Raw genomic sequence first — 20,723 nt, 5'->3', positions numbered from 1 at the left:
GACCTCACAAGGCTGGGGCATTCGGGCCGCCAACAAGTAGGCTATGCCCGATGGTCCCGCTCTGGTTCACGCTGTCCGCACTCTGTTTCGTGGGTGCGGCGGTGCTGCTGTACGTCGACATCGACCGTCGACGTGGGTTGGGACGGCGCCGTAAGTCGTGGGCGAAGTCGCATGGCTTCGATTACGAGCACGAGTCGCACGAGATCCTCAAGCGCTGGAAGCGCGGGGTGATGTCGACCGTCGGTGACGTCACGGCCAAGAACGTCGTGCTCGGCCAAATCCGTGGCGAGGCGGTGTTCATCTTTGACATCGAAGAGGTGGCGACGGTGATCGCGCTGCACCGCAAGGTGGGCACGAACGTGGTCGTCGACCTGCGGCTCAAGGGCATCAAGGAGCCCCGGGAGAGCGACATCTGGCTGCTCGGCGCGATCGGCCCGAGGATGGTGTACTCCACCAACCTCGATGCCGCCCGTCGCGCCTGCGATCGCCGGATGGTCACGTTCGCCCACACCGCTCCCGATTGCGCCGAGATCATGTGGAACGAGCAGAACTGGACGCTCGTCAGCATGCCGGTCACCAGTACCCGCGCCCAATGGGACGAAGGACTGCGCACGGTGCGCCAGTTCAACGACCTGCTGCGGGTCCTGCCGCCGCTCCCGCAGAACGGTGTGGCACCGCAGTCGGGTCAGGGCAGCCAAGCTGCGCTGGCGCGTCGTGCGGGTTCGCCCAGCCGTCCGCTGGCCCCGACTCCCGCCGGGCGTCGGGAGCTGCCTCCGGGCCGGGCAGACGCGGCACCCGGACGTGGTGACGTCAGCCGCTACACCCAGCCGCGCCAGGAGCCCGGCCGTCCGGACGCGGTCCGTCGGACCCCGCCGCCGGCCCGCAATGGCCGTCACGCACCGCACTACCAGCGCTAGCCTGCGCAACAGAACAGTTCAGTAACCTGTCGGCATGCCTCGCCCCGTCGCGCTGATCACTGGACCGACCTCGGGGCTCGGCGCCGGCTTCGCCCGCCGGTATGCCCGCGACGGGTACGACCTCGTCCTCGTGGCGCGCGACGGCGCACGATTGGAACAACTCGCGGCCGAACTGCACGACGAGGCCGGCGCAGTGGTCGAAGTGCTTCCCGCGGACCTGGCGTCCGCTCCCGACCGGGCCAAGGTCGCTGACCGGTTGCGGGCCGGGGTGCAGGTGTTGGTGAACAACGCCGGATTCGGCACATCGGGTGAATTCTGGACCGCCGACCTCGCCCGGCTGCAGGCCCAACTGGACGTCAACGTCACCGCGGTGATGGAGCTGACGCACGCCGCGCTGCCGTCCATGATCGAGGCGGGCAGCGGGACCGTCATCAACGTTGCCAGTGTCGCCGGGCTGGTGCCCAGTCGCGGATCGACGTATTCGGCATCCAAGGCCTGGGTCGTCTCGTTCAGCGAGGGGCTGGCCAACGGACTGGGCGGCACCGGGGTCGGCGTGCATGCGCTGTGCCCGGGATTCGTCCACACCGAGTTCCATGCCCGCGCGGGCATCGACATGGCGGGCACACCGTCGTTCCTGTGGCTGCAGGTCGACGACGTCGTGCGCGACTGCCTGGCCGACGTGGCCGCAGGCAAAGTGGTCATCGTGCCGGGCCTGCAGTACAAGGTGCTCACCACCGGGGGCCGGGTGGCTCCGCGAAATCTGGTGCGCGCCATCACAAAAGCAGTGGGAAAAGGTCGTGGGAGAACTTAATTCAGAACTTCAGTGCCGGTGCGGGCGCTGATCGCGGCGGTGATGGCGGTACTTCTCGTCGTCACCGCGGGGTGCACAGCCGATCAGCCGGGACGCACGTATGAAGCGTCGACCGCCGCGGTCGGAGAATCGTTGGACATTCTCGGCTGGCACCTGAAGGTGTCGGACCTGCGGTTCGACTCCGAACACGTCCTGGTCGACGTCGAGGGTTCCGCGTCAGGCGATGCCCACGCCAAACCGGAAGACATCCGGTTCGGTCTGTACGGTGCCCTGGCGCATCCGATCGAGGCCGACGCGCTGCACGGTTGCGACGACATCACCAACCTGGGGATCCGGCCGTTGTCCGCGCAGGCGCCCGACAAGCTCAGCGGCACCGTCTGCCTGGGGCCGCAGCGGGATCAGAGCCAGGTACGCGGCGTGTACGTGTATTCCCCGCGCGAGCGCATCGCCGGCACCACCATCGCCTACCCGGCGGCCTTCCCGGTCGGGGTACTGCCCACCAACGTCGATGACGCCGGTGTCACCCTCAAGTCCACCAGCGTGGACGCGTTCAGCGCCGACGGCGGGCAACTGTCACCGGCCGCACTGGGCGACCCCGGCGCGTTCACCGGCAAGGGCTACACCTTGATCCACCGATGAATGGGCTGGTTGTTGGGGTGTCGGAATGAGGAAAGTGCCCTCTGAGCTGGAAAGATTGGTGTTCTCTACGCAACAATCCGACCAGCACAAGAAAGGCACTTCCAGTGCGAGTGTCCCACACGTTCGGTCCCGACTCCGCGGTGTTCGACGAGGACAACCTCGTGTCGTGCGCCGGGCTGGTCCCGGTGATGGCCCTGGCCGAGCAAGCTGGCCTGACACGGTTGTTGGACAACACAATTCACATCAGGTCGTCTCGGGTCAAGTCCGGGGCGGCTAACCCTCGATCCACCGATGAATCGCCTGTTCGGAGGGTGTTGATGTAAGGAAAGTGCCCTTTGAGCTGGGATGATTGGAGTTACCACACTTCGATCAGCCCACGTTCAGAAAGGCGCTTCCGGTGCAAGTGTCCCATAGGTTCGCCGTGTCGTCGGCGGTCTTCGATGATGCACATCTCGTGTCGTGCGCCGGGCTGGTGCCGGTGATGACCCTGGCCGACCAGACCGGTCTGTCGCAGCTATTGGCCGACAAGATCCGGTTCACCTGTGAGCGGATCCGTTCGGCCGCGGCCCATCCGTCACCGAAGCTGACCACGCTGATCGCCGGGATGTGCGCCGGCGCGGACAGCATTGATGACCTAGACGTTGTGCGCTCGGGTGGGATGAAGACCCTCTTCGGTGGTGTGTACGCCCCGTCGACGATCGGAACCTTATTGCGGGAGTTCACCTTCGGGCATGCCCGCCAGCTCGAATCTGTCCTGCGCGAACACCTGGCCGCGCTGTGCGGGCGTGTCGATCTGTTGCCCGGCGCCGACGGACGGGCGTTCATCGACATCGACTCACTACTACGCCCGGTCTACGGGCACGCCAAGCAGGGCGCCAGCTACGGACACACCAAGATCGCCGGCAGGCAGATCCTGCGCAAAGGCCTCTCACCGTTGATCACCACGATCAGCACCGACCACGGTGCGCCGGTGATCGCCGGGGCGAGGTTGCGGGCGGGCAAGGCCAACTCCGGCAAGGGCGCAGCCCGCATGATCGCTCAAGCGGCCGCTACCGCCCGTGCTGCCGGGGTCACCGGGCAGATCCTGGTGCGTGGCGATTCGGCCTACGGCAATAGCACCGTGGTCACCGCCTGCCACCGAGCAGGTGTCCGGTTCTCGCTGGTGCTGACCAAGACCGCAGCAGTTGCCGCCGCCATTGACGCAATTCCCGAGACCGCGTGGACCCCGGTGAACTATCCCGGTGCTGTGCGTGACCCCGACACCGGCGCCTGGATCTCCGATGCCGAAGTCGCCGAAACCACCTACACAGCCTTCGGTTCCACCAAGACTCCGGTGACCGCCCGGTTGGTCGTGCGCCGGGTCAAAGACGCGCGGTTCCTCGATGCGCTGTTTCCGGTGTGGCGGTACCACCCGTTCTTCACCAATTCCGACGAACCCGTCGACGCCGCTGACATCACTCATCGCCGCCACGCCATCATCGAAACCGTGTTCGCCGACCTCATCGACGGACCTTTGGCGCACATGCCCTCGGGGCGGTTCGGCGCGAACTCGGCCTGGATCCTGTGCGCCGCGATCGCCCACAACCTGCTGCGCGCCGTCGGCGTCCTGGCCGGAGGTGCCCACGCGGTCGCCCGCGGGGCGACACTGCGCCGCAAGATAATCACTATCCCGGCCCGCCTGGCCCGTCCGCAACGCCAACCTATCCTGCACCTACCAGCGCACTGGCCCTGGACAGAGCACTGGCTCACGTTGTGGCGCAACACCATCGGCTACAGCCCACCAGAAATCGCCACCACCTGACCATATGCCGAAAGGCCCGACCGGAGCGCACAGGAACAGCTGGACAGACCAGCAGATACCCCCTGCCCGCGACCAGGACCAGCCCTCAACAGCCCAGCGAGGCACACCTACCCCAATTCATCAGTGGATCGAGGCTACATGCTGATCGGTCTCGAAATCGACGGTGCGGCAAAACGTTACGCGGACGATGCGACGGCGCGTGGCGGTCCCCTGATGGTGGTGGCCGGACCATCGCTGCCGCCACCGGGGCTCAGCCATGCCTGCACGGCGTACGGCTCATCGGTGCTGATCATGCCCGAGGCCTCGCGTGAGGCCGTCAACGTGCGGGCCTCGCTGTGTACGCAGGGCGAGATGAACGCGGCGCTGCTGTACGCATCGGTCTCGGTGATCGGTACACACGCTGCCCTGTGGACCACCGGTGCCTGAGGCCGTCGGCCCCACCGAGTGGGGCGAGTCGCCCGGAGTGGGGCCATGGGAGGGGGAGTTACCATCCGGGGCGGAAGCCGAGCGCTATGACCCCGAACTCCTGCGCGCCGGAGATACCCGCAATGTCGTTGACGCTTACCGGTATTGGACCCGGGAGGCGATCATCGCCGACATCGACCGGCGGCGGCACCCGTTGCACATCGCGATCGAGAACTTCGGCAACGACGCCAACATCGGCGCCGTGGTCCGCACCGCCAACGCCTTCGCCGTCGACACCGTGCACATCGTCGGGCGGCGCCGGTGGAACCGGCGGGGCGCCATGGTCACCGACCGCTACCAGCGGCTGTGCCACCATGACACCACCGCCGAACTGCTGTCCTTCGCCGGCGACGCCGGGTTGACGGTCGTGGCTGTGGACAATGTGCCCGGCGCGGTACGACTCGAGCAGACCGAACTACCCCGCGACTGCCTGCTGATCTTCGGTCAGGAAGGCCCGGGTATCACCCCGGAGGCGCAGGCCGGCGCGGCGGTCACGGTATCCATCGCGCAATTCGGATCGACCCGCAGCATCAACGCTGGCGTCGCCGCCGGAATCGTGATGCACGCGTGGATCACTCGTCACGCGGATTTCTCCCGCGCCTGGTAGCGGTGGGGGCGTCGGCCACCCGGCGGTCTCCGCCGTTGCGTTCCTGCCACAAGCGGTAGACATCGACCGCAGCGTCGCGGGGGTCGTACCGCATCGGTAGGCGCCGCTCGTTCCACGGTTTGGCGAACTCGTCGTAGAACGTGTTGAGCTCGAAGTACTTTCGATCGTCCACATAGTGCGGTTCATAGGCGTCGCGGGTGGTCAGGAACACTACTTCGTCCGGCGAGCAGTAGTAGAGCGATCCCAGGCACATCGGACAGGGCTGGGCCAGGACGTAGATCGTAGCGCCGGCCAGGTGTTCGGTGCCGAGCTTGGTGCATGCCTCGCGGATCGCGAGGATCTCCGCGTGTGCGGTGGGATCGTGGGTCTGGGCAACCAGGTTCGGGCTCTCGGCCAGGATCTCACCGTCTTTGACGATGACCGTTGCGAACGGGCGGCCACCGGCGGCCACGTTCTGGCGGGCGATGTCGATGGTGCGTTGCGCGAAGTCCATGAGGCCTCCTCCGTGTCAGGTGGAATCAGAACGGTTTGGTGGGAAGGTATTTGCCGTCCAAGGTGATGACGGCGCGTTCTCCACCTTCGGGGTCGGCGACCTTGCGGACATCGAGCTTGAAGTTGATCGCGCTGATGATCCCGTCGCCGAACTGCTCGTGGACCAACGCCTTGAGGGTCGTGCCGTAGACCTGCAGCATCTCGTAGAAGCGGTAGATCGTCGGGTCGGTGGGGACGCCGCCGGGGATCGAGCCGCGGGTCGGGATGGTCTGGAGCAGCAGCGCGGCGTCGTCGTCGAGCCCGAGCAGCGCGGCGACCGCCTGCGCCGACTGCGCGGGTAGCGCGTGCTGGCCGAGCACGGCAGCGGTGACGAACGCCGGTGAGAGTTCGGCGGCGTCGGCGATTTGCTGCCAGGTGAGATCCTTGCGCGTCTTGGCTTCGACCGCGGTGACGGCCAGGGCCTGACGGGCGGTCGGATCAAATTGGGCGTGCACCATTTTCGGTGTCCTTCCTTGTGGGGACGATGTGTGGTGACGAAGTCGCGAACATTCGTCCCCACCACCAACCACCCTGCGCGCCCAGCGCTATAGCGTCCAATACTTAGTTTCCATCGGAGCTATAGATGCCATCTATGGTCCGGCCTGCCCGGCGTAACGTACCGCGATCGAACTGAAAGCCTGCGCCGCCGCGGACTGATATCCCGCCGACCGGTGCAGGAGCACGACCTCTCGCGACGGCAGCGGGGGACGGGGACGGATCGGATGCAGGTCGGCCTGCGCCTGCGTGATCGCATCGGGCAACACAGTGGCCAGCGTGCCGAGGCGCACGAACTCGATCAGCGCACTGATGGAGTTCGCCTCGATCGCGATATGGGGCGTCACGTGGTGGGCGGCGAAGAAGGCGTCGATGTAGTTGCGGGTGGCGAAGTCTCGGCTCAGCAGGGCCAGCGGTTGGGTGGGCAGGTCCCCGATCGCGAAGGTCTCGACATGCGCAGCGTGTGGGTGGGCCGCGCCGACGACGAGGCTGAGAGTCTCGGTGAAGAGCGCGGTCGCGGCGACACCGGCGGTGTGGTGACCGGCGAATGCGATGCCAAGGTCGATGCGGTCGTCGAGAAGGTCCGCTTCGATGAGATCTTGGGTGGTCTCGATGACTGTGAGAGTGACGCCGGGGTGCTCGGCGTGGAACTGCCGCACCAGCGGGCCGATCAGGTAGGCGGTGATGGTCGGTGTCATCGCTATCCGCAGGTGCCCGCGAGTCAGATCCTGCACGTCGTGGACGGCTCGCGCAGCGGCATCGAGGCCCTGCATGGCAAGCCGGGCGTGCTCGGCGTAGACCTGACCGGCGTCGGTGAGCCGGACCGTGCGTCCAGAGCGGTCCAGCAGCGTTGCACCCACCTCACGTTCGAGCTGTTTGATCTGCTGCGACAGGGTCGGCTGCGACACATGCAACGCCTCGGCGGCCCGGGTGAAATTGCCATGGTCGGCCACGGCGAGCAGGTAGCGGAGGTGACGCAGCTCCATCGGCCCAATGTATAGACAGCGCCTATTGCGACGATGGCAAATTCATGATGGGAGCTATGGCTTCCGTGCCGCAGTTCGTAGCCGCTCACTTCGGAGCCGACCCGACGGCGGGTGCGGAAACTGCTCGACATGCCGACAATTCGGCGGCCGGGTAAGGCAGGATCGTGGGCATGGATCAGCTATGGGCTAACCGTGCGGCCAGCGCCGAAGCTGCGATCACCCAACGGCACCTGACGAAGCTCTGGGGTCTGCCGGGCACCCAACTCGGTGTCGTGGCGTGGCCGGCGACCAAGAAGTACCGCAAGTTCGGAACCTGGCACTACTGGTGGCAGGCGCATCTGCTGGACACGCTGGTCGACGCCCAGGTGCGTGATCCGCAGCCGGAGCGGATAACCCGCATCGAACGGCAGATCCGGGCGCACCACATCCGAAACAACCTGTCCTGGACCAACAATTACTACGACGACATGGCCTGGCTGGCGTTGGCTCTCGAACGGGCCGGGCGGCTGGTCGGCGTCGAGAAATCCCGCGCCCTCAAGAAGTTGTGCGCGCAGTTCGTCGACGCCTGGGTGCCCGAGGACGGCGGCGGCATCCCCTGGCGCAAGCAGGATCAGTTCTTCAACGCGCCGGCCAACGGTCCGGCCGGGATCTTCCTGGCGCGGTACGACGACAGGCTGCGCCGGGCCCAGCAGATGGCCGACTGGATCGACGACACCCTGATCGACCCGGAGACCCACCTGGTGTTCGACGGCATCAAGGCCGGGTCGATGGTGCGCGCGCAGTACACCTACTGCCAGGGCGTGGTGCTCGGGCTGGAGGCCGAACTCGCGGTGCGTACCGAGGATGCCCGGCACGGCGAACGGGTGCGTCGCCTGGTGGCCGCAGTGGACAAGGAGATGGCCCCCGCCGGTGTCATCAAGGGCGCCGGCGGTGGCGACGGCGGACTGTTCAACGGGGTCACGGCGCGCTATCTGGCGCTGGTCGCGAATACCTTGCCGGGGGACACCGCAGACGACAAGACGGCACGCGATACGGCGCGCTCGATCGTGCTCAAATCCGCCCAGGCGGCCTGGGACAACCGCCAGACCGTCGACGGACTGCCGCTGTTCGGCGCGTTCTGGGACCAGACCGCCGAGGTGCCCGGGGCCGAGGGCCAGCAGGCACAGTTCGTCGACGGCGCGGTCAACGCGTCGGCGATCCCCGAGCGTGACCTGTCGGTTCAGGTTTCGGGTTGGATGTTGATGGAGGCCGCGCACACGGTGGCCGCAGACGATGAGGAGTAGGACTTGACCCAGGCGCAGCGAGCCAGGATCGATTTTCCGTCCCGGATCGGGGTGTGGTGGGCCAGCGAAACCTGGTCGATGCCGGACGCACAGGAGGTCGCGCGAGAGATCGAGGCACTCGGCTTCGGCTCGCTGTTCCTGCCCGAGGTCACCGGTAAGGAGTGCCTGACGCAGTCGGCGGCCTTCCTGGCCGCGACCCGGCGTCTGGTGGTGGGCACCGGTATCGCGAACATCCACGTGCGGGTGCCGAGTGCGGCCGAGACCGGCGCGCGCACCCTCACCGCGCTGTACCCGGGCCGGTTCGTGCTCGGGCTCGGGGTCAGCCACGGGCCGTTGGTCGAACACGGTCTGGGTGGCGTCTATCAGAAGCCGCTGGCCACCATGCGTGACTATCTGGACCGGATGGCCGCAGTCCCCGAGCAGATCGAACCGGGCGTCGGCCGCCCGCCGCGGCTGCTGGCAGCGCTGGGCCCGAAGATGATCGAGTTGTCGGGCACGCACGCCGACGGCGCGCACCCCTACCTGGTGACCCCCGAGCAGACCCGGGTCACCCGCGACATCCTCGGCCCTCAGAAGTGGATCGTCTCCGAGCAGGCGGTGGCCATCGGATCGACCGACGATGATCAGCTCCGCCGCGCCCACGCGCACCTGGATGTCTACAGCGGACTGCCGAACTACCGGAACTCGTGGCTGCGTCAGGGGTTTGACGAGTCCGACCTGGTGCGCGGCGGCTCTGACCGGCTGGCCCGTGCGGTGGTGGGGATGGGTTCGCTCGACAGCGCGGCCAAGGCGGTGACGGCGCATCTGGACGCCGGTGCCGACCATGTCGTGCTGCAGGTGCTCGGTGACAATCCGATGGCGGACCCGCGGCCGGCGCTGCGTGAACTCGCCGGCGCACTGGGGCTGGGATAGTCCGTCAGCTCCACAGGGTCACGTGCACCTTGGGCCGGAATCTGGTGACGCCCACCCCGGTTCCCCGGATCATGGCCTGGGTGCAACGCGGGGTGGTGATGAACCGCACCAGTTCGGACACCGCGGGCTGACGGGCCGCGGCGGGCAGCGTCGAGGCGAACCACTCCCCGGCGATCTGCAGGCCCGGACCCTTGAGCTGTGCGAGCCTGCCGCTGGTCAGGTCGGCCGCCACGGCGAACCCGATCGTCGGCATCACCCCGCCGACCCGGTGCACCTCCTCCAGCGCGGCCGCGTCGCTCTGGAAGATTCGCTGCCGGGCTTCGGGAATCGCGAGGTGTCGCAACATGGTTGCGATCTCACCGTCGATGCTGCCGCCGGACGGCCCGAGCGTCCACTGCTGCTCCCGCATCTGAACGGGGCTGGGGGACCGTCCGGCCAACGGGCTGTCCGGTGTGGTCACCGTGATGATCTGGTACTTCAGGAATGGGCGCACGGCGAGCGTTGCAGCATCGCCTTCGGGCGGCGGGCCCAGGGCGATGTCGATCGCACGGGTGGCGATCAGGTCAGCGAAGCGGCCGGCCGGGTGGACACTCAGCTCGACCGAAAGGTCGTCGGCGCGTGAGGAGAACAGCTCGATGAGTCCCGGCGCCGCGTGCTCGGCGAACGCGCTGGATGCCGCGATGCGCAACAACCGCCGCCCGTGCGCGGCCTCGGTCACCTCGATCGCCGTCTGCTTCTGCAGGCCGAGGATCTCGACGGCGCGGCTGGCCAGGCGCAGTCCACCCGGGGTGAAGGCCAGGCCGGCCGCGGTCCGGGTGAACAGCGGATCGTCGAGTTCCTTGCGCAGCTGGGCGACGTGCATCGAGATCCCTGCGTCGGACATACCCAGTTCCTCGGCCGCGGCCCGCACCGAGCCCAGCCTCACGACCGCCGAAAACGCACGCAATTGCGCGGGTGTCACGTACGCAGCGTAATTCCTCGACGCACAACTACTCGGAGAGAAACGGAACGACCTTCTCGGCGACCAATTCGAGGTGTGCCAGTGCCCTCTCGTGGCCGATGTGAGGGATGCGGTACCAGAACACGACCTCGTGGTAGGGCGCGCGGGCGCGGATGTCCTTGAGGCGTCGGACGATGTTCTCCGGGGTGTCGACCAGCATGGCCTCGCGTTGCCACGGCGTGTCGGAATCGCTGGGTACACCGGCGTTCGAGCGGTCACCGGCCCAGTTGGCGTACTGGTTGAACTGGTACTCGATGGCGTTCTTGTAGAAGAGGTTCCAGTCGCGCTCGGGATCCTCTGTCGCCCACAGCGGAACACAGACGATGAAGCGGAAGTCATCGAGGGATCGATCGTGACGTGCCAGGGCGGGCGCGAGCCGGTTCTCCCACACATCGGCGAATGCGGTGTCGGGGGAGAAGAAGTCGACCGGCATGACGCCGTCGGCGAGCCGAACCGCCCGGTCGAGCACCTTGGGTGCGCCACCACCCAGATAGACCGGGATGCGGTCCTGAACGGGACGGGGCAGCACCGCCACGTCGGTTCCGTCAGGGCCATCGGGCAGAGATCCCTCGTGGAGGCCTTGCCGGATGAAAGCCAGTCCGCGTTCCATCAGTTCGGCGCGCTTCTTGAAGTCGACCCCGAACAGGTCGAACTCGCGCGCGTATCCACCGGCCGCGACACCGAGTGCCAGCCGTCCGCCGGACAACAGGTCGGCCACGATGGCCTGTTCGACAACCTGGCGCCACGGATGCAAGGGCAGCAGTAACGCATTGGTCATGAACCGGATTCGCTGCGTGGCGACCCCCATGCCCGCGATCAGGGGAAGTTGTGCGGGCAGGTAGCCGTCGTCGACGCCGTGCTGCTCGGTGGTGGCGAACGCGTGGAACGGCAACGTGTCGGCGAGACGCGCCTCCTCGAGCAGTTCGGCGTAGCGCTGTTCGCCGCGGGTTTCACCGGGTTCGGGCCTGGCGTCGGTCCAGATGCTGACCGTGGGCGCTTCCAACTGGTTTTCTGGCATGCGAAGTACGGCGCTTTGAGCTTCGCGGTTATTCCGAAACACCGGCTACTCACCGGATCTGCCGCTGACGCTCTAGATTGAAACCGTGAGGGACGTGCTGAGCACCCTGTTAGCGGTGTGGCGGGCCGGTGGCACCGCAGGTGTGGGGACCGTGGTGCGTACATTCCGGTCCGCACCGCGCCCCGCGGGTGCGGCGATGGTGGTCGCCCCCGACGGGACCGTCGCCGGATCGGTGTCGGGCGGCTGCGTCGAGGGTGCCGTGTACGAACTGGCCACCGAGGTGATGGCGAGCGGCACCCCGGTTCTGCAGCGCTACGGTGTCAGTGACGACGACGCGTTCGAGGTCGGCCTCACCTGCGGCGGCATCCTCGACGTGTTCGTGGAACCGGTGTCCCAGAAGACGTTTCATCAGTTGAGTGTCATCGCCGAGGATATCGAGGCCCATCGGCCGGTGGCGGTGGCCACGATCATCGCGCATCCAGACGGGTCGTGGGTGGGCAGGCGGCTGGTGGTGCATCGCGATGCGGTCGAGGGTTCGCTGGGTTCCCTGCGCGCGGATGCTGCGGTCACCGACGATGCTCGTGGACTTCTGGCGGCGGGCCGCAGCGAGGTCCTGACCTACGGCCCTGACGGTCAGCGCCGCGGCGAGGGCATGGAGGTCTTCGTGGCGAGCCACGCGCCACGGCCCCGCATGCTTGTGTTCGGGGCGATCGACTTCGCGGCAGCGGTCGCCCAGCAGGGCGCGTTCCTGGGCTACCGGGTCACCGTGTGCGACGCCCGCCCGGTGTTCGCCACCCCGGCGCGATTCCCGACCGCCGACGAGGTGGTGGTGGACTGGCCGCATCGGTATCTGGCTGCCCAGGCCGAGGCCGGGGAGATCGATGCCCGCACGGTGATCTGCGTGCTGACCCATGACCCCAAATTCGACGTGCCCCTGCTCGAGGTGGCGCTTCGCCTGCCCGCGGCGGCCTACATCGGTGCGATGGGGTCGCGGCGGACCCACGAGGACCGGCTGGCCCGGCTGCGTGACGCCGGGATGGCCGAGGCCGAGCTGGCCAGGTTGTCCAGTCCGATCGGGCTGGACCTCGGCGGCCGGACCCCCGAGGAGACGGCGGTGTCCATTGCGGCCGAGATCATTGCCCGGCGCTGGGGCGGCGGCGGGCGACCGCTGGCCCAGACCGACGGCCGTATCCACCATGAGCAGGGCGAACGCCGGGTGCAGCCGGCCAGTTAAGTAATCGCTGAACTGGCAGTTGACGCCGGCGTCAGCATGGGTGTGAGCTGGCTCACATGCAAGTACCCGGCCCCTTTGAGTACGAACGCGCCACCAGCGTCGACCACGCGGTCGGCTTGCTGGACCGGTTGGGTGAGGACGCCAGGATCGTCGCCGGCGGGCACAGCCTGCTGCCGATGATGAAGCTGCGCATCGCCAACCCCGAGTACCTCGTCGACATCAACGACCTCGCCGCGGAGCTCGGCTATATCGTCACCGATCCCACCCTCGTCCGTGTCGGCGCGATGGCTCGGCATCGTCAGGTGCTGGAGTCCGATCGGTTGGCGGCGGTGTGCCCGATCTTCCGGGATGCCGAGCGGGTCATCGCCGACCCCGTCGTGCGCAATCGGGGCACACTCGGGGGCTCGCTATGCCAGGCGGACCCGGCCGAGGACCTGACCACGGTATGCCGAGTTCTCTCGGCGGCATGCCTGGTCTATGGACCGGCCGGCGAGCGGGAGATCCCCATCGACGAATTCCTCGTGGGGCCTTACGAGACCGCGCTGGCCCACAACGAGATGCTTATCGAGGTACGGATCCCGGTGCGCCACCGCACCTCCAGCGCGTACGCGAAAGTGGAGCGCCGCGTGGGGGACTGGGCTGTCGCCGCCGCCGGATGCCAGGTCACGCTGGACGGCAATTCGGACGGGGCGTCCATCGTCACTGCCCGTATCGGTCTGACCGCGGTGAACGCCGCCCCCGAGGCCTTACGTGCGGTGTCGGATTCGCTGGTGGGTCGGCCCGCCCTCGAGAAGACGTTCGTCGAGGCGGGTGCGGCCGCGGCGCAGGCCTGTGACCCGGTCAGTGACATGCGCGGCAGCGCCGACTACAAGCGCCACCTGGCGTCCGAACTGACCATCCGCACCCTACGGGCGTCCGTGGAACGGATACGCAATACCCCTGCACTGGAAGGGAATTGAACCATGCAGGTGAACATGACGGTCAACGGCGAAGCGGTGAGCGCCGAGATCGAACCCCGAATGCTGCTGGTGCACTTCCTGCGCGACCAGTTGGGCCTGACCGGGACCCATTGGGGCTGTGACACTTCCAATTGCGGCACGTGCGTCGTCGACCTCGACGGTGAACCGGTGAAATCCTGCACCATGCTGGCGGCGATGGCCTCCGGCCATTCGATCCGCACCGTCGAGGGCATGGAGATCGACGGGCATCTGGATCCGGTTCAGGAAGGGTTCATGCAGTGCCACGGACTGCAGTGCGGGTTCTGCACCCCGGGCATGATGATCACCGCCCGCGCGCTGCTCGACCGCAACCCGGACCCGACCGAAGATGAGATCCGCGAAGCGATCTCGGGCCAGATCTGTCGCTGTACCGGCTACACCACGATCGTGCGATCGATCCAGTGGGCGGCACGGCAGGGCCGCGAGTCGGCTGCGGAAGAGGAGGTCACAGCATGACGACGCTGGAGAACCCGGTCAGCCGGCCCGAGGACACCGCGACCAACGACGCGAAACCCTGCGGTCACGGCCGGATGCTGCGCAAGGAGGATCCGCGATTCATCCGCGGCCGCGGCACCTACGTCGACGACGTCACGCTGCCTGGCATGCTGCACCTGGCCATCCTGCGTTCGCCGTACGCGCACGCCAGGATCGCCGGCATCGATGTGACTGCGGCGCAGGCGCATCCGAAGGTCAAGGCCGTGGTCACCGGCGCAGATCTGGCGGAGAAGGGTCTGGCCTGGATGCCGACGCTGTCCAACGACGTGCAGGCCGTGCTGGCCACCGACAAGGTCCGGTTCCAGGGGCAGGAGGTGGCGTTCGTCGTCGCCGAGGACCGGTACTCGGCCCGGGACGCCCTGGAACTGATCGACGTCGACTACGACCCGCTGGATCCGGTCATCGATGCCCGGCGCGCACTGGACACGGACGCCCCGGTGATCCGCACCGACGTCGAAGGTAAGTCGGACAACCACTGCTTCGACTGGGAGACCGGGGATGCCGCGGCCACCGAGGCCGCCTTCGCCAAGGCCGATGTCGTCGTCAGGCAGGAGATCGTCTACCCGCGCGTGCACCCCGCACCGATGGAGACCTGTGGTGCGGTAGCCGATCTGGACCCGGTGACCGGCAAGCTCACCCTCTGGTGCACGTCGCAGGCACCGCACGCGCACCGGACCCTGTACGCACTGGTCGCCGGCCTTCCCGAGCACAAGATCCGGGTGATCTCGCCGGACATCGGTGGCGGGTTCGGCAACAAGGTGCCGATTTATCCCGGCTACGTATGCGCCATCGTCGGGTCTCTGTTGCTGGGCAAACCGGTCAAATGGATGGAGGACCGCAGCGAAAACCTCACCAGCACAGGGTTCGCGCGGGACTACATCATGGTCGGTGAGATCGCCGCGACCTCCGAGGGCAGGATCCTGGCGATCCGGTCCAATGTGCTGGCCGACCACGGCGCCTTCAACGGGACCGCCGCCCCGGTTAAATACCCCGCGGGCTTCTTCGGCGTGTTCACCGGCAGCTATGACATCGAGGCGGCCTACTGCCACATGACCGCGGTGTACACCAACAAGGCGCCGGGCGGGGTGGCCTATGCCTGCTCGTTCCGCATCACCGAGGCCGTGTACTTCGTCGAACGTCTGGTGGACTGTCTGGCCTATGACCTCAAGATGGATCCGGCCGAGCTGAGGCTGCGAAACCTGTTGAAACCCGAGCAGTTCCCGTACAAATCCAAGACCGGCTGGGTGTACGACTCCGGCGAGTACGAGAAGACGATGCGGCTCGCGATGGAGATGATCGGGTACGACGGGCTGCGCGCCGAGCAACGGGAGAAGCGCGAACGCGGCGAACTCATGGGTATCGGCATGTCGTTCTTCACCGAGGCGGTGGGTGCCGGTCCACGCAAGGACATGGACATCCTCGGGCTCGGCATGGCCGATGGCTGCGAACTGCGGGTGCACCCGACCGGAAAAGCCGTGGTGCGTCTGAGCGTTCAGACTCAGGGTCAAGGTCACGAGACGACCTTCGCCCAGATCGTCGCGGAGGAACTCGGGATCCCACCCGAGGACATCGACGTGGTGCACGGCGACACCGATCAGACCCCGTTCGGCCTCGGCACCTACGGCAGCCGGTCCACACCGGTGTCGGGCGCGGCGGCCGCACTCGTCGCGCGCAAGGTCCGCGACAAGGCCAGGATCATCGCGTCCGGGATGCTGGAGGCCTCGGTCGCCGACCTGGAATGGGACAAGGGCAGCTTCCACGTCAGGGGCGATCCGACGGCGTCGGTCACCATCGCCGACATCGCGATGCGCGCCCATGGTGCGGGTGATCTCCCGGAGGGGATCGAGGGCGGGCTGGACGCCCAGATCTGTTACAACCCGGAGAGTCTCACGTATCCCTATGGCGCGTACTTCTGCGTCGTCGACGTCGACCCGGGTACCGCCGTGGTCAAGGTGCGCCGGTTCCTCGCGGTCGACGACTGCGGTACCCGGATCAACCCGATGATCATCGAGGGGCAGGTGCACGGCGGCCTGGTCGACGGTATCGGCATGGCGTTGATGGAGATGATCGCGTTCGACGAGGACGGTAACTGCCTGGGCGGATCCTTGATGGATTATCTCATCCCCACCGCGATGGAGGTGCCGCACTTGGAGACCGGGCACACCGTCACCCCGTCGCCGCATCACCCGATCGGGGCAAAGGGCATCGGCGAGTCCGCGACGGTCGGCTCACCGCCGGCTGTGGTGAATGCCGTGGTGGATGCGTTGGCGCCGTTCGGGGTTCGGCATGCGGACATGCCGCTGACCCCGTCGCGCGTGTGGGAAGCCATGCAGGGGCGGGCCAGGCCGCCCATCTAGAGGGAGCACAGATGACTCTGAGCGAGCGCGTCGCACAACTTCGCCGGGCACGAACGCCATTCGTGCACGCGACAGTGGTGCGCGCGCAGCAGCCCACCTCGGCGCATCCCGGGGATGAGGCGATCCTGTTGGCCGACGGCACAATCGAGGGGTTCGTCGGTGGACATTGCGCTCAGAACTCGGTCCGCAAGGCAGCGCTGGGGGCGCTGCAGGTGGGCCAGAGTGTGCTGCTGCGCGTATTGCCCGACGGCGATGTGCATTTCCCGGAGGCGCCGGGTGCCTGCGTGGTGGTCAATCCCTGTCTGTCCGGCGGCGCGTTGGAGATCTTCCTGGCGCCTGAGGTGCCCGCGCCGCTGGTACAGATCTTCGGTGGCACACCGATCGCCGACGCCATGGTCGAGCTGTGCGCGATTCTCGGCTATGAGGTGCGGCGCCTCGACGAGCCCGGCCTCGATCCCGAAGATGCCACCGCAGTGGTGATCGCCAGTCTCGGTGGCCCCGAAGACCAGGTGATCCGGGCCGCGCTGGACGCCGGGGTCGGCTATATCGGGCTGGTCGCCAGCCGGGTGCGCGGGGCGTCGGTCCTGGACGGCCTGGGATTGACGGAAGCCGAACGTGGCAGGGTGCACACCCCGGTCGGCCTGGCGATCGGCGCGAAAACCCCGGCCGAGATCGCGGTCTCGATCGTCGCCGAGGTCATCGAAGGCATCCGGGTCGGTGGGCTGGGTGGACACTGAACCGGTCTTCAGCTGTGTCGAGGAGGTGGTGCGGCGGTTCGACGCCAGCGATTACCTGCTCGGCGAGGGCACCGCGACGGCCATCTATCTCGCCGTCACGATGGGGCGCCCTCTGTTGCTGGAGGGCGAGCCGGGGGTCGGCAAGACCACCGCCGCCAAAACACTGGCGGCCGTGTTGGATACCCCGCTGATCAGGCTGCAGTGCTACGAGGGGCTGACCACGAGCGAGGCCCTCTACGACTGGAACTACCAGCGCCAGCTGCTGTCCATCAGGTTGGCCGAAGCTCGGGGGGCCGAACGGCTCGACGAGGCACACCTCTACACGGAGGCCTACCTCATAGACCGGCCGATCCTGCAGTGCGTGCGGCATCGGGGACCCCGTCCACCGGTGCTCCTGGTCGACGAGATCGACCGGGCCGACGACGAATTCGAGGCGCTGCTGCTGGAGTTCCTCGGTGAGGCCGCGGTCACGGTGCCCGAGCTCGGCACCTTCGTCGCCGAGCGGCCTCCCGTCGTCGTGTTGACGTCGAACCGAAGCCGCGATCTGCACGATGCGTTGCGCCGTCGCTGCCTCTATCACTGGATCGAATATCCGCAGCGCGCCCACGCTGTCGCGATCGTCCGTCGCACGGTGCCGGGGGCCACCGACCCGCTCATCGAGCGTGCTGCCCAATTCGTAGGTGCGGCAAGGGATCTCGATCTCGACAAACCGCCGGGAATCGCCGAGATCATCGACTGGGTCGCCGCCCTGGTGACGCTCGGTGTCGGTGACCTGGTGGACCCCGCCGCGGTGGAGACGCTCGGGGCTCTGGCCAAGACCCCCGACGACACGGGACTGCTCCGTGACGCACTGCTGGAACTGAGAGGAATCGCCCTATGAAGATCGCCAACGAGTTCACCGTCAGCGTGCCCGTCGACGAGGCCTGGGACCTGCTCACCGACCTCGGGCAGGTGGTCCCACTGATGCCGGGCGCACAACTGACCGGTCAGGAGGGCGAGGACACCTTGGGCAAGGTGAAGATCAAGGTCGGCCCGGTCACCAGTGAGTTCAACGGGAAGGTCCATTTCGTCGAGCAGAACCGCGACGAGCACCGGGCCGTCATCGATGCGAAAGGCAGGGAAGCCCGAGGCACCGGCAATGCCGCCGCCACCGTGACCGCACGGTTGCACGACGCGGGGGAGGCCACCCGCGTCACGGTCGACACCGACCTCAAGGTCGTGGGCAAGCTCGCGCAGTTCGGCAGCGGCATGCTGCAGGACGTGTCGGAGAAACTGCTGGGCCAGTTCGTCGAGTCGCTGGAGGCCAAGCTGGCCACCGAGAAAGCTCCGGTGCAGCCCGTCGAGAAGCCCGCACCCGAGCCGACTCCCGCACCCGAGCCGATCGACCTGCTGGACCTGGCCGGCGGCAGCGCACTCAAGCGATACGGCCCTCGAGTCGCCGGTGCCTTTCTGCTTGCCGCCCTGGTGTTCACGATCGGCCGGCTGCGGATGGCCAGGCACGCTCGCCGGTGACGGCCTCCCTGCTACGCGGGGTCGACCTGGCCGCATTCGCCGTCGCGCTGGTCGACCGGCTGCGCGCGGGCGGGGTCACGGTGTCGGCGGTCGGACCCTCGACTCTGGTCCGGGCGATGCACGAGCTGGTGCCCGCCGCGCGCTCTCGGCTGTACTGGGCGGCCCGGCTCTCACTGCTCACCCGGGTGGAGGACCTGCCCGCCTTCGACGCGGTGTTCGACGGGGTTTTCGCCGACGCCGTGGTCGGACTGGATCCACCCGGCCTCAAACGGTCGGCGTTGTCGTCGACCGCGCCCGCGCAGAACTCGACGGCCGAGGGCGTCGAAGCCGTCGACGCCGACGACGCGCTGCCGTGGACGACCCGGCCCGTATCCGTCGCCGCGGCGACCGCCGCACCCGAGGGCAGGAACCTGCCCGACCTGATGCCCAGCTGGTTGGCCGCGCGCGCCGACGAGCCGTTCGAGCGGTTCGACGGTGACGAGCTGAGGCGCATCGGAGCCTGGCTGGAGAGCGCGCAAGCCCGCTGGCCGCACCGCCGCACGTTGCGTCGGCACCCTCACCCGGCAGGACGGCGCGTCGACCTCAGGGAAACCATCAGGGCCTCCCGGACCACCGGCTGGGAGCAGCTGCGGGTGGCCAGGACCCGGGCTCGTCTCCGTCCCCGGCGGGTGGTGCTGGTGTGCGACGTCAGCGGGTCGATGCAGCCGTATGCCGCGGTGTATCTGCATCTGATGCGCGCCGCGGCCGTTCGCCGACGGACCCGACCGGAGGTGTTCGCCTTCGCGACCGCGCTCACCCGGCTGACCGCGGTGCTGTCGCACCGGTCTGCCGAGGTGTCGTTGGCCCGGGCCAACGAGAAGGTGGCCGATCGCTACGGCGGCACGCGCCTGGCCCGCTCGATCGGTGCTCTGCTGAGTGGCCCGCACGGCCACGCGTTGCGAGGTGCGGTGGTGGTGATCGCTTCCGACGGCTGGGATTCGGACCCGCCCGAACTACTGCTGCGCGAGATGGTCCGGTTGCGCCGGCGGGCGCACCTGGTGGTGTGGCTCAACCCGCGCGCGGCGGCGCCGGGGTATGTGCCCCTGGCGGGGTCGATGGCGGTTGCCTTACCGCTGTGCGATCACTTCCTGCCGGCGCACACGCCTGCCGGCCTGCGCGAGGTGTTCGATGTGCTCGGCAGCGGTTAGGCCTGCTGCTCGGCGTTCCTCTTGGCGGCACGGCGGCGCTTGAGCCACTCGTAGAACATCGGCGCCACCGAGGCCACGACGATCAGGATGAAGATCGGCTCGAGCAGCTTCTGGATGATCTCGAACTGGCCGAGCCAGTAGCCGAGCAGGACGAGGCCGACGCCCCAGACGATCGCGCCGAGGACGTTGAACGTGGTGAAGACCGAGTAGCGCATCTTCGCGGCGCCGGCGACGATCGGCGCCAGGGTGCGCACGATCGGCACGAAACGGGCGATGACGATCGCGAACGGACCACGCTGCTCGAAGAACGCGTGGGCTTCGTCGAGGTATTTCTGCTTCAGCACCCGGGCATCGGGCTTGAACATCTCGACACCGATGAACCGGCCGATGAAGTAGCCGACCTGGCCGCCGAGGATCGCCGCCAACGGGATGAACACCAGCAGCTGCCAGAGCGCGAAGTTCGCGTCCACCGCCGTGCCCTGGGCGGCAGTGCCCGCGGCGAGCATGCCCGCCACGAACAACAACGAGTCACCGGGCAGGACCGGGAACAGCACCCCGGACTCCACGAAGACGACGACCAGGATGCCAACCAGGGCCCAGGTGCCGAAGGATCCGATGAGGTGCAGTGGATCCATGAAATCCGGCATGAGCGCCAGATTGGTCGTAGCCTCAGGGAGGGCGATGTCGATCACGACTCCCTAGGGTACCTGGGCCCCACCACCGGTCTTCACCTGCGAT

Annotated in this window: 20 protein-coding genes and 3 pseudogenes; 17 read left to right on the top strand and 6 right to left on the bottom strand. The window is 67.6% G+C overall.

Annotated elements, in window-relative coordinates; genetic code table 11:
• The first annotated feature begins 50 nt into the window (after positions 1-50).
• The 7 genes and pseudogenes from ttfA (at position 51) to ACNQR1_RS33245 (ending at position 5,240) form a co-directional block, all read left to right on the top strand.
• Positions 51-917, top strand: coding sequence for a trehalose monomycolate transport factor TtfA (gene ttfA / locus ACNQR1_RS33275; protein ID WP_418049767.1), 867 nt, complete (start codon positions 51-53; stop codon positions 915-917).
• A gap of 34 nt (positions 918-951) precedes the next feature.
• A complete protein-coding gene (locus tag ACNQR1_RS33270; protein WP_418049766.1) occupies positions 952-1,728 on the top strand; it encodes an SDR family NAD(P)-dependent oxidoreductase in 777 nt (258 codons plus the stop codon).
• An 18-nt stretch (positions 1,729-1,746) separates the two neighbouring features.
• A pseudogene (locus tag ACNQR1_RS33265) lies at positions 1,747-2,358 on the top strand (hypothetical protein); the annotation flags it as partial.
• A gap of 113 nt (positions 2,359-2,471) precedes the next feature.
• Positions 2,472-2,648 (top strand): annotated as a pseudogene (locus tag ACNQR1_RS33260) (IS1380 family transposase); the annotation flags it as partial.
• A gap of 116 nt (positions 2,649-2,764) precedes the next feature.
• Entirely contained in the window at positions 2,765-4,168 is a 1,404-nt protein-coding gene (locus tag ACNQR1_RS33255) for an IS1380 family transposase (protein ID WP_065204061.1), read from the top strand.
• A gap of 129 nt (positions 4,169-4,297) precedes the next feature.
• Positions 4,298-4,594: pseudogene (locus ACNQR1_RS33250) on the top strand (hypothetical protein); the annotation flags it as partial.
• The gene (locus ACNQR1_RS33245) at positions 4,587-5,240 is read left to right on the top strand and encodes a TrmH family RNA methyltransferase (RefSeq protein WP_418049765.1); all 654 of its coding nucleotides are present in this window, start codon (positions 4,587-4,589) and stop codon (positions 5,238-5,240) included. The pseudogene ACNQR1_RS33250 and the gene ACNQR1_RS33245, both read left to right, overlap by 8 nt.
• Here ACNQR1_RS33245 and ACNQR1_RS33240 read toward each other — a convergent pair.
• The 3 genes from ACNQR1_RS33240 to cynR form a co-directional block, all read right to left on the bottom strand.
• The gene (locus ACNQR1_RS33240; RefSeq protein ID WP_418049764.1) at positions 5,206-5,733 is read right to left on the bottom strand and encodes a nucleoside deaminase; all 528 of its coding nucleotides are present in this window, start codon (positions 5,731-5,733) and stop codon (positions 5,206-5,208) included. The genes ACNQR1_RS33245 and ACNQR1_RS33240 overlap by 35 nt on opposite strands.
• A gap of 25 nt (positions 5,734-5,758) precedes the next feature.
• Positions 5,759-6,229: a cyanase gene (cynS, locus tag ACNQR1_RS33235; RefSeq protein WP_418049763.1), complete on the bottom strand. Its 471-nt coding sequence runs from the start codon at positions 6,227-6,229 to the stop codon at positions 5,759-5,761.
• Between the two features lie 132 nt (positions 6,230-6,361).
• The gene (gene cynR, locus ACNQR1_RS33230; RefSeq protein ID WP_418049762.1) at positions 6,362-7,252 is read right to left on the bottom strand and encodes a transcriptional regulator CynR; all 891 of its coding nucleotides are present in this window, start codon (positions 7,250-7,252) and stop codon (positions 6,362-6,364) included.
• Between the two features lie 170 nt (positions 7,253-7,422).
• On the opposite strand from cynR, the gene ACNQR1_RS33225 reads away from it, so the two are divergent.
• Positions 7,423-8,535 (top strand): glycoside hydrolase family 76 protein, encoded by a 1,113-nt coding sequence (locus tag ACNQR1_RS33225; RefSeq protein WP_418049761.1) that lies wholly within the window; start codon positions 7,423-7,425, stop codon positions 8,533-8,535.
• 3 nt (positions 8,536-8,538) lie between these two features.
• Entirely contained in the window at positions 8,539-9,447 is a 909-nt protein-coding gene (locus tag ACNQR1_RS33220; RefSeq protein ID WP_418049760.1) for an LLM class F420-dependent oxidoreductase, read from the top strand.
• 4 nt (positions 9,448-9,451) lie between these two features.
• On the opposite strand, the gene ACNQR1_RS33215 is transcribed toward ACNQR1_RS33220, so the two are convergent.
• Both ACNQR1_RS33215 and ACNQR1_RS33210 read right to left on the bottom strand, forming a co-directional pair.
• Positions 9,452-10,408, bottom strand: coding sequence for a LysR family transcriptional regulator (locus tag ACNQR1_RS33215; protein ID WP_418049759.1), 957 nt, complete (start codon positions 10,406-10,408; stop codon positions 9,452-9,454).
• Between the two features lie 28 nt (positions 10,409-10,436).
• Positions 10,437-11,465, bottom strand: coding sequence for an LLM class flavin-dependent oxidoreductase (locus tag ACNQR1_RS33210; protein ID WP_418049758.1), 1,029 nt, complete (start codon positions 11,463-11,465; stop codon positions 10,437-10,439).
• Positions 11,466-11,550: 85 nt separating this feature from the next.
• On the opposite strand from ACNQR1_RS33210, the gene ACNQR1_RS33205 reads away from it, so the two are divergent.
• The 8 genes from ACNQR1_RS33205 to ACNQR1_RS33170 are packed head-to-tail and all read left to right on the top strand — an operon-like array spanning position 11,551 to position 19,985.
• A complete protein-coding gene (locus tag ACNQR1_RS33205) occupies positions 11,551-12,699 on the top strand; it encodes an XdhC family protein (RefSeq protein ID WP_418049757.1) in 1,149 nt (382 codons plus the stop codon).
• 56 nt (positions 12,700-12,755) lie between these two features.
• On the top strand, positions 12,756-13,658 hold the full coding sequence (locus ACNQR1_RS33200) for an FAD binding domain-containing protein (protein ID WP_418049756.1): 903 nt from the start codon (positions 12,756-12,758) through the stop codon (positions 13,656-13,658).
• A 3-nt stretch (positions 13,659-13,661) separates the two neighbouring features.
• Positions 13,662-14,153 (top strand): (2Fe-2S)-binding protein, encoded by a 492-nt coding sequence (locus tag ACNQR1_RS33195; RefSeq protein ID WP_418049755.1) that lies wholly within the window; start codon positions 13,662-13,664, stop codon positions 14,151-14,153.
• The gene (locus ACNQR1_RS33190) at positions 14,150-16,549 is read left to right on the top strand and encodes an aerobic carbon-monoxide dehydrogenase large subunit (protein ID WP_418049754.1); all 2,400 of its coding nucleotides are present in this window, start codon (positions 14,150-14,152) and stop codon (positions 16,547-16,549) included. Before ACNQR1_RS33195 ends, ACNQR1_RS33190 begins: the two co-directional genes overlap by 4 nt.
• Before the next feature lie 11 nt (positions 16,550-16,560).
• Positions 16,561-17,286 carry an XdhC family protein gene (locus ACNQR1_RS33185; protein WP_418049753.1) on the top strand — a complete coding sequence of 242 codons (726 nt, stop codon included), beginning with the start codon at positions 16,561-16,563 and terminating at the stop codon, positions 17,284-17,286.
• Positions 17,287-17,311: 25 nt separating this feature from the next.
• On the top strand, positions 17,312-18,166 hold the full coding sequence (locus ACNQR1_RS33180; RefSeq protein ID WP_418050599.1) for an AAA family ATPase: 855 nt from the start codon (positions 17,312-17,314) through the stop codon (positions 18,164-18,166).
• Positions 18,163-18,798: an SRPBCC family protein gene (locus ACNQR1_RS33175; protein WP_418049752.1), complete on the top strand. Its 636-nt coding sequence runs from the start codon at positions 18,163-18,165 to the stop codon at positions 18,796-18,798. The genes ACNQR1_RS33180 and ACNQR1_RS33175 overlap by 4 nt, the downstream gene beginning before the upstream one ends.
• On the top strand, positions 18,795-19,985 hold the full coding sequence (locus ACNQR1_RS33170; protein WP_418049751.1) for a vWA domain-containing protein: 1,191 nt from the start codon (positions 18,795-18,797) through the stop codon (positions 19,983-19,985). Before ACNQR1_RS33175 ends, ACNQR1_RS33170 begins: the two co-directional genes overlap by 4 nt.
• On the opposite strand, the gene ACNQR1_RS33165 is transcribed toward ACNQR1_RS33170, so the two are convergent.
• Positions 19,982-20,632 carry a DedA family protein gene (locus ACNQR1_RS33165; protein ID WP_418050598.1) on the bottom strand — a complete coding sequence of 217 codons (651 nt, stop codon included), beginning with the start codon at positions 20,630-20,632 and terminating at the stop codon, positions 19,982-19,984. The genes ACNQR1_RS33170 and ACNQR1_RS33165 overlap by 4 nt on opposite strands.
• Positions 20,633-20,723: the final 91 nt, after the last annotated feature.

This window comes from Mycobacterium sp. 48b, from assembly GCF_048282725.1.
Classification (GTDB): Bacteria; Actinomycetota; Actinomycetes; order Mycobacteriales; family Mycobacteriaceae; genus Mycobacterium.
Note: the sequence above shows the minus strand (reverse complement) of the source record. Positions and strands in the feature narration are given on the sequence as shown.